Annotated in this window: 10 protein-coding genes; 7 read left to right on the forward strand and 3 right to left on the reverse strand. The window is 37.7% G+C overall.

The annotated features are described in order from the left end of the window. The first annotated feature begins 24 nt into the window (after positions 1–24). From PING_RS13210 to PING_RS13235, 5 genes are all read left to right on the forward strand, one after another. Complete coding sequence (locus tag PING_RS13210; protein ID WP_011770841.1) at positions 25–1,650, forward strand: ATP-dependent nuclease; 1,626 nt, start codon at positions 25–27, stop codon at positions 1,648–1,650. Continuing rightward, positions 1,643–2,800, forward strand: a complete 1,158-nt coding sequence (locus PING_RS13215) for a UvrD-helicase domain-containing protein (RefSeq protein WP_011770842.1) — start codon at positions 1,643–1,645, stop codon at positions 2,798–2,800. Before PING_RS13210 ends, PING_RS13215 begins: the two co-directional genes overlap by 8 nt. Positions 2,801–4,003: 1,203 nt before the next feature. After that, positions 4,004–7,327: a PKD domain-containing protein gene (locus PING_RS19590; protein WP_011770843.1), complete on the forward strand. Its 3,324-nt coding sequence runs from the start codon at positions 4,004–4,006 to the stop codon at positions 7,325–7,327. Between the two features lie 775 nt (positions 7,328–8,102). Beyond that, positions 8,103–8,882, forward strand: a complete 780-nt coding sequence (locus PING_RS13230) for a hypothetical protein (protein WP_011770844.1) — start codon at positions 8,103–8,105, stop codon at positions 8,880–8,882. A gap of 94 nt (positions 8,883–8,976) precedes the next feature. Then, positions 8,977–10,068, forward strand: coding sequence for a hypothetical protein (locus PING_RS13235; protein WP_041766492.1), 1,092 nt, complete (start codon positions 8,977–8,979; stop codon positions 10,066–10,068). A 401-nt stretch (positions 10,069–10,469) separates the two neighbouring features. Here PING_RS13235 and PING_RS13240 read toward each other — a convergent pair whose 3' ends face one another. Both PING_RS13240 and PING_RS13245 read right to left on the reverse strand, forming a co-directional pair. Further along, the gene (locus tag PING_RS13240) at positions 10,470–11,000 is read right to left on the reverse strand and encodes a thermonuclease family protein (RefSeq protein ID WP_232279365.1); all 531 of its coding nucleotides are present in this window, start codon (positions 10,998–11,000) and stop codon (positions 10,470–10,472) included. A gap of 60 nt (positions 11,001–11,060) precedes the next feature. Next, a complete protein-coding gene (locus PING_RS13245) occupies positions 11,061–11,789 on the reverse strand; it encodes an HNH endonuclease family protein (RefSeq protein WP_011770847.1) in 729 nt (242 codons plus the stop codon). A gap of 292 nt (positions 11,790–12,081) precedes the next feature. Here PING_RS13245 and PING_RS13250 point away from each other — a divergent pair, with 292 nt between their 5' ends. After that, positions 12,082–12,678, forward strand: a complete 597-nt coding sequence (locus PING_RS13250) for a tyrosine-type recombinase/integrase (protein ID WP_011770848.1) — start codon at positions 12,082–12,084, stop codon at positions 12,676–12,678. A 99-nt stretch (positions 12,679–12,777) separates the two neighbouring features. Here the strand turns inward: PING_RS13250 and PING_RS21060 are convergent, their stop codons facing one another. Further along, positions 12,778–12,945 carry a hypothetical protein gene (locus PING_RS21060; RefSeq protein WP_198134693.1) on the reverse strand — a complete coding sequence of 56 codons (168 nt, stop codon included), beginning with the start codon at positions 12,943–12,945 and terminating at the stop codon, positions 12,778–12,780. Between the two features lie 667 nt (positions 12,946–13,612). Between PING_RS21060 and PING_RS13255 the strand changes: the two genes are divergently transcribed. Further along, on the forward strand, positions 13,613–15,337 hold the full coding sequence (locus tag PING_RS13255) for an alpha/beta hydrolase family protein (protein ID WP_011770849.1): 1,725 nt from the start codon (positions 13,613–13,615) through the stop codon (positions 15,335–15,337). Positions 15,338–15,490: the final 153 nt, after the last annotated feature.

Here is a 15,490-nt window from a genome sequence, read left to right on the forward strand (position 1 = left end):
ATGCATATTAAGGGAAACGTAGCGATGTATATCGAAAGAGTTAATATTTACAACTATAAATGTTACTACGGGAAGTTCTCTATTGAGTTTAACAAAGGTGTGAATATTCTTGTTGGAGATAATGGTTCAGGTAAATCAACTATTCTTGAAGCAGCTAATTTGGTTCTTAGTGGAATACTACACGGCAAATACTTAAAGAATGAACTAAGCCAGTACTTATTCAATTGCAAAGCTGTATCTGAGTACCTAACCCAAGTGAACGATGGTGGCAGTACGACTTTACCCGAAATATGCATCGAGGTTATTTTCAACAAAGATAGCTTCCCTAAATTTCAGGGAACAGGAAACAAGGGGAGGAATGATGCGTGTGGAGTGTCATTCAAAGTCGAATTCGATGATAGCTATACAGAAGAGTACTCTGAACTTATAAAGAGTGGAGGTAAGCTTAAAACACTACCTATTGAGTATTATAAGGTTTCATGGACATCTTTCGATAGAGATTCAGTTACATCCAGAAGCATCCCAATCAAGTCTGTTCTAATCGACTCATCTTCGAACAAGTACCAAAATGGTTCTGATGTATACATTTCAAGAATCATCAGAAATGAACTGGAGAACAAAGAGAAGGTCAAATTATCTCAGGCATACAGAAAAATGAAAGATAGCTTCACTGAAGAGGAAGCAGTAAAGAGAATTAACGAACAGATTGATAATAAATCAAAAGTTCAAGGGGAACACCTTAATATATCTGTTGACCTTTCGACTCAAAATTCTTGGGAGTCTAGTTTGATGACCTACCTTGGAGACATTCCGTTCCATCAAGTAGGTAAAGGCTCCCAGTGCGTGATAAAAACAAATCTTGCATTGGGTCATCAAAAGACTAAAGAAGCAAGTTTACTATTGATAGAAGAACCAGAAAATCATTTATCACACTCTAAGTTAAATTACTTATTAAAAGAAATCATAAATGGTGTGAGTGATAAGCAAGTTATTATTTCAACACATAGCAGCTTCGTAGCTAATAAACTTGGTCTTGAAAATCTTCTTCTCCTAAATGACCATAAAGTAACAAGATTTAAAGATTTATCAAAAGACACTTTCGATTTCTTTAAGAAGCTGCCGGGCTATCAAACCTTACGCCTGATTCTTTGTAAAAAAGCAGTGCTCGTTGAAGGTGATTCCGATGAATTAATATTTCAAAGAGCTTATATGGATGCGAATAACGGAGTATTGCCCATCGAACATGGTTTTGATGTGATATCTGTAAAACTTACATTTAAACGTTTTTTAGAAATAGCTGACAAAATTGATAAAAAAGTGGCGGTAATCACCGATAATGATGGAGAATACGCCAATACGATCACCAAAAAATATAAGGATTACCATAAACATGCTCACATCTCCATCTTTGCAGACAATCGTAATAACTTAAACACACTTGAGCCACAGTTTGCTGATGCAAACAAAGATGCATTACCCATTTTATGCAAAGCCCTTGAATTGAATGTGAAGAACTTTGATACCGTTGAAAAATTATCAGAAAAACTACAAACACAAAAAACCAGTTGGTCTCTAAAGGTTTTTGAATCAAAATATAATTTTAGCTATCCAGAATACATCACTAAAACAGTGGAGTGGTGTAATGAATAACAATAGTCTTGTAATTGCTGCTGCGGGATCTGGTAAAACAACGCTTTTAGTTAAAACCGCGATAGAAAATCCTAATAGGCCAATTTTGATTACAACTTACACTGAATCAAATGAGCAGGAAATAAGAGATAAGTTTGTTAAAAAAGTAAGAACTGTACTAGCTAATGTCACGATTATCACATGGTTTTCATTCCTTCTTAAGCATTGGGTTAGGCCATATCAGTGCAGACTAAATGACTCTATTGCGGATGAAAGAATTGGGTTTATTCTGGTCAACTGGCGCTCTGGCCTTAAGTATAAAAATAAGGATGGTCAAGGAGTATACTGGTCAGAAAAAGATAACTTCAAGAATTATTACTTCACTAAAGACTTCAAGGTCTACTCCGATAAGATATCCAAGTTTTGCTTTGAGGCAAATAAGGCAAGCAAGCAGGCAGTCGTTAACCGAATATCAGCGCTATATGGCATGATATTTATAGATGAAGTGCAAGATCTTGCTGGGTTTGATTTAGAGTTGATCAAGCTTCTATTTAGGTCAAAATCAGAGGTCATGTTAGTTGGAGATCCAAGACAAGTTACCTACAAGACTCACCATACAACTAAGTATTCTGACTATGGAAACGGAAATATCAAAGGATTTGTTACATCTGAAAAAACGTTGGGTAAACGGATATCTTGCGAAGTTGATGAAACAACACTTAATAAGTCACATCGCTGTTCTCAGGATATTTGTGACTACTCTTCTAGACTCTACCCTAAATTTCCAGCTGTTGATGCATGTCAGTGTGATGACTGCCGAAAAGAAAATATACTGCACCAAGGGGTTTTCATCGTCCCTAAGCGCCTTTGTTCGGAATACTTACAGACATATCAGCCAATGCAGCTTCGCTGGAATGCTAAATCTAAAGTAGATTCATCGTATGAAGTAATGAACTTTGGTGAGTCTAAAGGCCTTACTATAGATAGAGTACTTATTTACCCAACCAAGGATATGGTGAGTTGGATTCGTAATCCTAGCCAACCTGAATTACTAAAGAACCCTACTCGTGCGAGACTGTACGTGGCGCTGACTCGTGCGCGCCACAGTGTAGCTATAGTGTTAGACCCTGAGGAAAATGAAGTATTGGAAGGAGCTGTGGTATATAAATAGTGAGGAGGACATCCATGTATTTTGGATAACTAACACTAGTGCGAATTGCGTTAAGTTACTTCATTCGTTATCACGTTTATGCCCATTCCCAAGTTGCCTGCTAAAGATTTTCCGCATAATTATGCAGTCTAGCAATTTGTATAGAAATACCCATTTTGCTAGGTATTGGGAGAAAGTGGGCGTAAATGGAGTCGTTCAACAGATAAATAGAGCAAAAGCTCTATGGCGCTTTGCCCCAAAGAGACTTAGAAGGTTAACTCGTAAACGTCCCTATTAGCCTTAGAAAACCTGATCTCTGATGTACTTCATTAAAATGTTCGAAGAATAAAAAATATCAATATTTTTATTAAAATAAATCTGGAAATCGCTTTATTGTAGGCAGTAAACTATTGTAAAGAGAATATCGAAATTTACTTAAGGGGATATAGATGATAATAATAAAAAAAGGCAACACACTTAACTTAGAACATCTAGTTTTAAACCAAATGTTAGGGCATACAAGTGTAGTAAAGACAATGGAGTACATTAGGTTCGCATTACAAGAGCCCCTCCTAAATGATGTTTATGAGCCATCAGCTCCTAGTGACAACGGACCTACTTTTAATTAGCATTATCACCTTAGAAAGCTAGGTCGCTAACGCCCCCAAAGCGACTTAGAAACTTATAAAATTTGGACCAGTATCACTTATCCACTACAAAACGAAATTGGTTCCTTTAGCTATTTGAGCTTGAAAAAAACAAATGGGAAAAGCATCTTCATGCTCAACAAACGGTCATTAAAAAAAATTTTAACCTGCTTTTTTTAAGGTTATATAGATTAACTGACTCTTGGTTTTAAGTGCTTTCTTTAAATCTGATAATGAAACCGTTATTTATGAAAGAAAAAGTCGCTACTTACCATAAGCGGTATTTTGTGCTTATTATTTGTTAAGCGGCACTCGGTAATATTTATTTTCCTGCCTTTGAATGTGATTTTTTGATGTTTTTGTGTGTTTTTGTTACCATTTACCATGGCATGTTATTAATATCTTGGGTGCAACTGTAAGTTACAATTAATATTATTTTAAATGTAACACTCCGGATATTTATAATAACCTCATATTTAAACAAGTTATACAATCTAATGAAATCTCGTAACTCATTATTTTTATTAGGTAATTTGGATAACTGCCCGGTGTATTGTTAAATGGAGTTAATAACGTAATGACATATAAAAAAAACCTTCTTTTTTTTTTGCTTTCTTTAATACTGTTCGGTTGTGGTGGCGGTGATGAGCCAACTATTCAATCAACTCCTAAAATAGAAATCAATGCCACTGTTATTGATGGCTATTTAAAAGACGCGAAAGTCTGGCTTGATATTAATGAGAACTTTGAATTTGATGTGAACGAACCCTTTGCTGTTTCTGGAGCGCGAGGTAAGGTTGTTCTTGATGTTACTGGTATTGATAATCCAAGTTCTTATCCTATCGTAGCTCAAGCAGTAAAAGACGAAACAATCGATGAATCTACGGGGGATTTTGTTACACATAATTATGTTATTTCAGCTCCGAAAGGTGAGGTGTCGATTACTCCGCTATCGACTTTGGTTCATTTATATTTAGAACAAAATACTAATGGTGTAGAAACCCCTGATGGATTTAGTTCAAAACTATCAGAAGCAAAAGATGCTGTGGCCTCTTCGTTAGGTCTTAACAAGGATGATGTTCTTGGTGACTATATTGAAGGGCGTCACAATGATGTGTTGTATGCAGCAGAGAATATTGTTGCGTCAGGCGTGTTACCAGATGAACCAAGTTTGCTAGACAATATTTCAAATGAAATTACAGATAGTTCACAATTCTCTGATGACATGAGATCTGTTAATGAGAATATCAAACAGTCAATTGAGCATGTTAAATCAAATGACGGTATGTCTTTTGAGGAACATCTGCCGGTATATAATCCAGTAGAGCAGGATAAAGAATGTAGAACAGGATTTGTTCAGGATGGTGTGATTTGTGTTGTTGATTCGGATAACGATGCTATTGCGAATAATATTGATACTGACGATGACAACGATGGAATACCTGATGTTGATGATACATACCCATTAACCGTAGAAGATACGACCGATACAGGCACCGACGGTATTGGTAATAATTCAGATACGGATAACGACAATACGGTAATCCCTGCAAACGTCATTCCAGTCGCAAATGCGGGGAATAACCAAACAGTTGATGAGCAAACAGCGGTTACTCTTTCTGGTTCCGCAACTGATACAGATGGTACGATTGCCATTTATAGCTGGGTGCAAATCAGTGGTACAACGGTTCTTTTAAATAATGCGAATAGTGTAAACGCAAATTTTATTTCTCCAACATTAACCGTATCAGAAACCTTAACCTTTAGCTTAAAGGCTATTGATAATGAGGTGGCCAGTGCTAATGACAGTATAAGTGTTACGGTAGACCCGGTTAATTCAGCGCCAACAGTTAATGTAGGCAGCGACCAAACAGTTGATGAGCAAAAAACTGTTACTCTTTCTGGTTCCGCAACCGACTCAGATGGCACTATAGCTACTTATAGCTGGGTACAAACAGGCGGTACTACCGTTAGCTTAACGGATGCTAGCAGTGCATCGGCAAGATTTACAGCGCCGATATTAACCGTATCAGAAACCTTAACCTTTAGCTTAAAGGCTATTGATAATGAGGGGGCCAGTGCTAATGACAGTATAATTGTTACGGTAGACTCGGTTAATTCAGCGCCAACAGTTAATGTAGGCAGCGACCAAACAGCTGATGAGCAAAAAACTGTTACTCTTTCTGGTTCCGCAACCGACTCAGATGGCACTATAGCTACTTATAGCTGGGTACAAACAGGCGGCACTACCGTTAGCTTAACGGATGCTAGTAGTGCATCGGCAAGCTTTACAGCGCCGATATTAACCGCAGCTGAAACCTTAACCTTTAGCTTAAAGGCTATTGATAATGAGGGGGCCAGTGCTAATGACAGTATAAGTGTTACGGTAGAATCGGTTAATTCAGCGCCAACAGTTAATGTAGGCAGCGACCAAACAGTTGATGAGCAAAAAACGGTTACTCTTTCTGGTTCCGCAACCGACTCAGATGGCACTATAGCTACTTATAGCTGGGTACAAACAGGCGGCACTACCGTTAGCTTAACGGATGCTAGTAGTGCATCGGCAAGCTTTACAGCGCCGATATTAACCGCAGCTGAAACCTTAACCTTTAGCTTAAAGGCTATTGATAATGAGGGGGGCAGTGCTAATGACAGTATAAGTGTTACGGTTAATCCTGTTAATTCTGTTAAGGCTGTTTATTCTTCTGTTAGGGCTTTTGCAGTCTTAAAGGATGACGGCAGCGTGGTGACTTGGGGGGATAGGGCTGAAGGCGGTGATAGCTCTTATGTAACACTCGACCATATACAAACGATTTATTCTAATCGTGCTGGTTTTGCAGCCTTAAAAGATGACGGTAGCGTGGTGACTTGGGGGTGGGGGTGGAGTTCTATAGGCGGAGATAGCTCTTATGTGACACTCGAAAATGTACAAACGATTTATTCTAATCGTAATGTTTTTGCAGCCTTAAAAGATGACGGTAGCGTGGTGACTTGGGGGAGTCCCGATTGGGGTGGAGACAGCTCTAATGTGACACTCGAGAATATACAGACGATTTATTCTAATGAGAGAGCATTTGCAGCCTTAAAAGATGATGGCAGTGTGGTGACTTGGGGATATAGCGTTTATGGCGGAGATAGCTCTTATGTAACACTCGACCATGTACAAACGATTTATTCTACTAGTTCTGCTTTTGCAGCCTTAAAAAATGACGGTAGTGTAGTGACTTGGGGGTATAGGGCTGAAGGCGGTGATAGCTCCACCGTAACACTCAACCATGTACAAACGATTTATTCTAATCGTAATGCTTTTGCAGCCTTAAAAGATGACGGTAGTGTAGTGACTTGGGGAAGGAGTAATAGCGGCGGATATAGCTCTTCCGTAACACTCGACCATATAGAAACGATTTATTCTAATTATTATGCTTTTGCAGCCTTAAAAGATGACGGTAGCGTGGTGACTTGGGGTGAAGGTGGTGGAGGCGGAGATAGCTCCACCGTAACACTCGATCATGTACAAACGATTAATTCTACTAAAAGAGCATTTGCAGCCTTAAAAGATGACGGCAGCGTGGTGACTTGGGGTGAAGGTGGTGGAGGCGGAGATAGCTCCACCGTAACACTCGAGAATGTACAAAAAATTTATTCAACTGATTATGCATTTGCAGCTTTAAAAGATGACGGCAGCGTGGTGACTTGGGGGGATAGTAATAGCGGCGGAGATAGCTCCACCGTAACACTCGAGAATGTACAAACGATTTATTCTACTAGTACGGATCCTGTTAGAACTAATGTATATTCTGGTGCCTTTGCAGCCTTAAAAGATGACGGCAGCGTGGTGACTTGGGGGGGCCGCGATAGCGGCGGAGATAGCTCTTCCGTTAGTGATGAGTTAAGCCCTTAAATTAATCAATATAAAAGTCAAGGCGGGGTTATTTCTGTATTTCCCATAACACTTGTTTTTATATACGATATTCAAAAGGCTACTTTTAGTAGCCTTTTTATCATCACCAATGGCAGAGTAATAAAATGTCATACCCAATTCAGTGATGCTTGCTAATTCCCGAAGCGAGCGTCGTAGTGCCCAAGTGAATTTGGCCACTTTTTTCGTTTTGTAAGTCGGTATGTGCCTTAGAAAACTAACTCGCTTTCGGGAAAAAGCGAACGTGTTGATAGCATCAGTTTTTTAATAAGTATTACGCTTATATTATCCAGAATTGAGGTTAACTAGGTCTCTTCAGTGCGAAGACATCTAGTGATGTGTTCCTAGTTCTGTGCGAATTTGTCAATAAAATGGGAGATTGACATATCAACAGCCCCACAAGCAACTGTATTTATATGCAGGTATAATTCTTTTGAATCTCTTCTGCACACTTATTGCACATCATATGAATACTTAACGCACAATCCTCACATTCTTAATAAATTAACTTATTGAAAATAATCAGTTAATTTTTATGGTTTTCATTTATAGAGATCTCTATAAATGAAAATGCGTCATTTTTCCAAAATTAAATATCAATTTACAATCAGGAGTTGGGTCTATCTAACTGTTTTATAAGTCTTTTATTATATAATTCTTATAAATAAATAAAATTTTAAATATATATTAGTGAGAATGCGGACTAATACACTGTTATGCGTATTTAACAGCATTATTCATACTTAGAGGCTCTTAATTGAACATCTTAAATTTTATCTTGAATTTATTAAAGCACCCTATAACAGCAATAGTTGTATCAATATCTCTAACAATTGTTGTTTACAAGTTATCTATTGTTGTAAAGGAGCCTGTTTTCGCTATTAAACCTCCTATTCTGTTAGTTCAAAATCAAACGGGTTCAAATAGGTTAAAAGTAACTTGGGATGATATTCCAGTTGAAAACGTTTATTCCGTTGAAGTAGCTATTTGGAATAAAGGCAACGACTATATAGATTTTGAAAATGTTGTAAAATCTAGCCCTATAAAAATCATGCCTACAAATAAAGTTAATATTTTAAACGTAAAACGTATGAAAGTTAGCGGCCCTAAATTAGAATTAAATGGAAAAATTATTGAAGACATTGGCACTAAAAAGGCTATTTTAATAAACATCAAAAACGATGAGGTTCTAGAGCATTTAGATGGATCCGTTTTTCATATTTTATACTCAAGTAATCAAGAGGTAGGCTGGATGGTAAAAGGGAGAATCAAAGGAATTCCTGAAGGTTTTATAGAAGAAGATGATTACCCGACTAAACCCACATCACAAACTTGGTATTTATCTATAGCAGCATTTTCTCTGGAGTTTTTGCTATTTTTATTAGTCATTACTAGCCAATTTTTCCTCCAGAAGAAAGATTTAAATCCAAGGTGGTGGTTATTTCCCTATAATGTAGTGTTAAGTGTTCTTGTTATATATTGGTTATTTGCGAGCGTTTTTCCATTTCTTTTCTACCCAGAATGGCTAATTATGTGATGTATGTGCACCATACGGCTAACAAGTCGTTTAATGGGATTTGGCTGAAAGAGTAATTCTACAGCCTCGTTATTTATCTGGAAGGTAGAGAGAATTGAAAGTATTTCTAAAGCACAGCGATGGATCTTTGAAAGATGAAAAAGGTAACGTTATTTTCTTTAGTTTCGATCGATTTGTGAATGACATCTGTGAAGGTGGCTGTTGCTTCATGTGTGGCGCATCCCCTAAAGAGAAAGAATTTAATGAAGAGCATGTAATCCCAAAATGGGTTCTTCGTATGCTTGATATATATAAGTTAAAAATTATTCTTCCAAATCAAGCTTCAGTCCGATATGACCAATATACAGTTCCATGCTGTAAGAATTGTAACTCCTTTTTAGGCACTAATGTTGAGGAAGAAATTAGAGCTGTTATTGATGGCGGCTTAGAGTCTGTTAATTCTTATATCCAAGAAAATGGGCCATGGAAAATATTCTTATGGTTATCTCTTATTTTCTTTAAAACGCATCTAAAAGATAGCTATACGAGGAAGCATCTTGATAGGCGAAAAGGAGATGAGTCAATTTCTAGCGATTATGATTGGGGTCTATTACATCATATTCACTGCATGGTGCGTGCTCTTCAAAATGGAATTTCGATTGAGAATGAATGTCTAGGATCACTTTTGGTACTTCCTGCTAAAACTGCTGAGCATCTAGATTCATATGATTATCGAGATATATATGCTGCAAATACAATTTTATTAAGAATTAATGATATAGCTTTTTTGGCTGTTTTAGATGACTCTTGCGCTGCACTAAACTTTTTTTCTGGCCACTTTAATCGTCTATCTGCGCCTCTATCTCCATTACAACTTCGAGAGGTTCTCTCTCATCTAACACTTTTAAATTACAAACTTAAGTATCGACCAAGTTATCAAACTAAGTTCGATCCAAAAACAAGTGATTTTTATATTTCCGCAAATATACCTGAAACACTTGAACTTGAAGACCACACTAGAGAAGAGCTTGGTGAAATTCTTTATGCAAATGTTTCAGAATATGTAACAAAAATGCCATGCCCAGACACATATTTTACAGAAGATAATGTGTCAAAAGGTTGCTACAGCTTTTTATTCGACGAGAATGGTGAATTTATATCTAACTCAATGGATTTGATTGAATTAAGTACGTCAGATAGTACATAACAAGCGCCTGCAATCTGACTCCATAACCTGTCAGCTTTTGTGCAAAACCCGCACAAAAGGCGGCAGATTGGTACGCAGTTGATGCTGGCGTTTTAATGCAGTCTCTTACAAAAGCTAGTTATAAGGATAGATAGGTCTTTACGCTAGGTATTGAGAGAAAGTGATCGTAAATGGGGTAGCCTCAAAAGATAAATAGAGTAAAAGTTCTGAGGCGCTATGTGCCCCTTTCCGACTTAGAAACCTACAAGACGTCATGCACGAAATACCGTTTATGGTAAATAGTCCATTATTCACTCGAAATTGGCTTTAATAATCAAACTAAGGAAAGTTTTAAGAAGTTCCCCTTATGATTGACTTTCTATTTGATAGCACACCTCAAATCACTGCTATGGAATGATTATTTAATTAACTGGGGATGAGTTATCACACCACCCCTTTCTTTTGCCACCATCATAAGGCCGCGCAAGTTTGGCTGTAATAAGCAGTTCGGTCAGATTTTTCCCATCGACATAGACATCAGCAAGAATTCTAAAGTATTTTCCACGCTGCATATTGCGCAACTCAATTGTTTTGGCGTTCCTGAGCTTGCCGACCGTGAATTGTTTAGCTAATCGAGCGCCTTTTTTTTCAGAATCACATTTCCCCCGAATTTCTGGTGCATCAACACCATTCACTCGGATACGAACATTCTCACCAATGAGGGAAGGCCAGTCATTAATATTTACTCTGAACGTATCTGCATCGTAAATACTGGTGACCTCTACAACTAAGACTGAACCGTAATTTTTAGGCTTAGCAAAAAGTGAAAGTGGTGTTATTAACAAAACGAATAAAAGTAATTTTTTCAATATAGCCCCAATAAACACCCAGGAAAATGTTGTAATAAAACAAATAGCAGCACTTAATAACTGCCATACATAATTTATAGTCAATGCTATTCCTACACCAAAGAAGTCACTTATTAATACTAAGCAGCTACTTTTTTTAGCTTATTATTTTCCACACTTAGTCTTTTGAAGTTGACTTAGCTCTACAGTCTCATGTTTGGTAAATTCCAATCCATAGTTTAAAGCGATACGTTTAAAACGAACGATATACTGGCACTGAAAGGCTTCATTAGGCGGCAACCATTCCAAAGGTCCTTTAGCTCCTTTCTGACGATTTACACTTAGTTCTACAGCGAAAAGATTGGAGTCATCATTTGCGAATGTCTTCCTTTTCTCAGCAGTCCAACTATCAGCGCCATGAAGCCATGCCCATTTAAGGGGTATGAGGTGGTCAACATCAAGATCACGGGAGTTATAAAAGGTTTTTCCTGTATAAGGATCTAGCCATTTACCGCTCTCTACTAAACATTTATTCTCCCCATAGTCGATAGTGCCAGTGGATAACTTCAGCAGCAATTCATGCCGCGTGTTTAAGCAATCATGGTCACTATCAATCCAATGATTAAACTTATCTCTATCATAACTATTATCTGCAACTTGAGTTGCTTTACTTTGTTGTTTTTCTTTTGTTAATCGGCCGCCTGAATCTAAGCACTGTTGCAAGCTATCAAAAGCTGTAAAACTCTTTGTACGCGAATAATAAGAGCTACTACTATCATGACAAATCCCGCTCTTACTCATTTTGACAATTTCAGCAGTTATGCCGGCAGATGAGTAAAGAATAGCAATAATACTTACAATTATTTTGCACTGTTTAATTACATACCTATGCACGGTGTAAACTCCTTTTTATCGTGATTTGTGCTCACATTACCTCAGTAATAAAGCTTGTAGCTCATCCCCAAACTGCTTGGTAGCAATAAATGATACCTTAGCATAAATAGCTTTTTGTAATTGCAGAACACCATTCATAATTACCTATTCAGTATCACAATACGTATAAATATATTGGACTGCACCAACAAGATAGAAATGACTTTACACAGATAATTTGAGCATTTAAAAATTGTATTATAAATGGCAGCGCTTAAAGCTTACTACGACATTTATATAAAAGGAGAATGTTATGAAAGCTTGGAATAAAGGTAAACGGGTTGGTCAGAAAAAAGCGTTTAAACTAGAAGATATTTGGAGGATTAGAATTCGTTTAGAATTAGAACATAACCTCGAACAATTAGTCATATTTAACTTGGCAATTGACAGTAAGCTCCGCTCTAGCGATTTAATTCAACTCAAAGTACGTGATATATCTTCTAGTTCATTAATTCAATCCCGGGCCATAATTGAACAAAAGAAAACTCATCGTGAAGTCCAATTTGAAATAACACCTAAAACTCAACAATGTCTAACTCTCTGGATACATAACCAGAACTTAACTCCCTCGGATTATTTATTTCCGAGCCCACGAAAGGAAGGTAGTCATATAAGTTATCACTATTATTCAGGAATAGTTAAGCAATGGGTAAAAAAATTGGGGTTAGATTTAACCCAATATAACACTCATTCGCTCAGGAGAACGAAAGCATCATTAATTTATGCAAAGACGAAAAACCTTCGGGCAATACAATTATTACTGGGGCATTCAAAATTGGAAAGCACGATTGAATACTTGGGAGTTGAAATCGAAGACGCATTAACTATTTCAGAAGCAACAGAAACGTAATTATTAATGATTTAGTTAGGCGAAAGATTGTTGCATACATCACTTTCGCCTCAATTTGATCAAACTTTAGACTAATTATCTGTATCACTTAAGTATTACTTATTTGCCCTTTGGTGTTGCATTTCCTCGATCTCCGCCGGATGGATTTGGAGTTGTACTTGGCCAATTCCCCCCGGGCCCAGGATGACTCGATGGACCTCTGCCACTGCCTTTAGAACCACCACTTTTAAGGCCCTCTTTGGAACCGTTTCCACTACCTTTGCTCATAATAATCCCCTTTTTTTGCCTAATCATAATAAGGATAGTAAAAAGTCAGTGAAAGTATAGTAGAGGGGTCTCGAACTGAGAGTCGATTAATAACGTGCTCAATTACGAGATGGAACGATGGAGGCATTAACGCCCCCATTGCGTTATAAAACTAGCGACTAAATTTACTTGGGCATTACGACGCCCAACTCGGGAAAAGCGAGCCTGGTGATAGCATCAATTTTTTAACGAATATTACACTTTAATTATTATGAGTTGAGGTTAACCAGGTCTTTTCAGGGTGTAGGCCCTAGTGCCTTCGGACTTAAATACGATCATTCATTTTTATGATGAAGTGTGCGTGGTGATTTTTTGTAACAAACTTAGGTCCGATAGCACTAGTGATGTGTCCTTAGTCATGCACAAGCTCCACATCCTCAATTCTTTAACGTGTTGAAATAAAAAATTATTTTTATTATAGCTTGTATTTATAGAGATCTCTATAAATGCAAATGCTTCATTTCCCCAAGATAAAGATTCAATTTACAAATCACTATTATATGCCGTCTAACTGTTTTGATGCTTGTTTTGGTCTAATCTTTAAGAATAAAAAATTTTAAATGTGTATTAGTAAGAATGCAAACTAATACAACGTTAGGGATATAAAAGTCATCCGGAGAGAAAAATAATGAGTGCACTATTTCAAAACAAAAAAACCTTAAATTTGTTTGCTTTGCTTCTATTCCTCACTGCTTTATCCCCCTCTATTTCTCATGCAGGTTTATGCTCAGATCCAATAAAGAGTGCCGCAGGATTCGAACCGAGTAAACTGATGGTAGTGATCCCTGCAACATCTCATACAAGAGAGGAGTGGGAATCTTTTTATATTAAGTTTAAAGAACACCCAAAATCAAAAGAATACGCATGGTTATTTATAAATCACGATATTGGGTTCACATCTCTAGGTAACGTGAGGGATATTGCTCAGTCAATTAGTGTCTGCATTAATCAAGTTGTATCGACTGGTAAGTATGAGTACGTTTCACTGATAGGGCATAGTATCGGAGGTATGATCGCAAGACGAGCATACCTTGAAGCTGCTGGTCAGTTTTCTGACTATTCAAAGGCTCACACTGAGTGGGCAAGCAAAGTCGACCGTATTTTATTGTTTGCCTCTGTCAATCGAGGGATACCAAATGGTATGCATTGGTGGGCGCGATTAGCAAACTGGTTTCTTAGAAGTGTGCCTCACCCAAGATTTATATTAGAAGATATGGCTTACGGTTCTGATTTCGTCGTCGATACGCGTATTTCCTGGGTGCGATATTTTGCCAAGCTTGCACGTGATAAAAAACCAACACCAAGAGTTGTCCAGTTTTGGGGTGATCAAGACTCTGTAGTCAACGAGAAAGATAATGCAGACCTTGAAGCGTTTAGCGGAAATGTGCTAGAGCGAGTGGCAGATGCCAAGCATGCGGATTTAATTAGATTCGAACCAGAATATACCAGTGTGCCTAAACAGAGATGGAAATTGTTTGAGAAGGAGTTATTTTCTGACAAGCCAGAAGAGTTATCAAATCATACCTATCATGGGTCATCAAGAATATTGATAATTCTTAATGGAATTCGTGATTCTACTAATTCTGAATGGGTAATAGATTTAAAAAATCAAGCAACAAAAGTCTATGGTGAAAAGTCGGTAGAAGCTCCCGATTATGGATATTTTACTGCTGCTCATTTCGCTTTCTCTCCATTAAGAGAAAAAAACATTCCAAAATTTCGCGACTTATACTCCGAATTGGTTGCGGCAAATCCTTTGGCAGAATTTGATTTTATTGGTCATAGCAATGGCACCTATATACTTGCAAATAGTTTGAAGTCAACACCAAGCATGAAGTTCAATAATGTATCTTTAGTGGCTCCAGTTATATCTGATGAATATGATTGGGCAAATATTTTCAAGAGAGGGCAAATCAAGTCATTAAGATATGATGTTGCGACAGAGGATTGGCCCGTCGGGATACTATGTGCCGCTTTAAATGCACTAGGTTCGTCAGAGGTGGGGCCATCAGGCGTTACCCTGTTTAAAGGCAACAGCGACAAAATGGCTCGGTCAAAATTAGAAAAAGTGGGCTGGTTCGATGGGGGGCATAGTATCGCGCTACATCCGAATAACAGGGAGCATCTTTTAGAGTTTGTACAGACGGGGGCACATTTTGATTCTGGCTTAGACTTAAAAAGCGAAGTGGGATGGATGCGGATAGTCACCAATGCGACACAGTATCTAGTTTGGGCAATGGTTTTGGGGTTGTTGTGGTGGATGTTCAAGGCTGGTCGGTCAAAAGCACTCAAACGTGTCGGAATAAGTTGTTTCGCAATATTAGTAGCATATGTCGTTCTTGACATCATATAGTTCGCCTAACAATTCGCTACACAAGGACAAAATTGCTCGCTAACGCTTGCAATTTTACCTGTGAGCGGTCGTGTTAATGCGGCCTCTTACAAAATCTAAACATAAGGATAGAAAGACTTTTACACTCGGTCTTGGGAGAAAGCTAGCGTAAAT

This window comes from Psychromonas ingrahamii 37 (genome assembly GCF_000015285.1).
GTDB classification, from domain to species: Bacteria; Pseudomonadota; Gammaproteobacteria; order Enterobacterales; family Psychromonadaceae; genus Psychromonas; species Psychromonas ingrahamii.

Coding starts and splice junctions, on each gene's coding strand:
- PING_RS13255 (WP_011770849.1), top strand. CDS start 13,613: ATGAGTGCACTATTTCAAAACAAAAAAACCTTAAATTTGTTTGCTTTG.
- PING_RS19590 (WP_011770843.1), top strand. CDS start 4,004: ATGACATATAAAAAAAACCTTCTTTTTTTTTTGCTTTCTTTAATACTG.
- PING_RS21060 (WP_198134693.1), bottom strand. CDS start 12,945: ATGAGCAAAGGTAGTGGAAACGGTTCCAAAGAGGGCCTTAAAAGTGGT.
- PING_RS13215 (WP_011770842.1), top strand. CDS start 1,643: ATGAATAACAATAGTCTTGTAATTGCTGCTGCGGGATCTGGTAAAACA.
- PING_RS13250 (WP_011770848.1), top strand. CDS start 12,082: ATGAAAGCTTGGAATAAAGGTAAACGGGTTGGTCAGAAAAAAGCGTTT.
- PING_RS13210 (WP_011770841.1), top strand. CDS start 25: ATGTATATCGAAAGAGTTAATATTTACAACTATAAATGTTACTACGGG.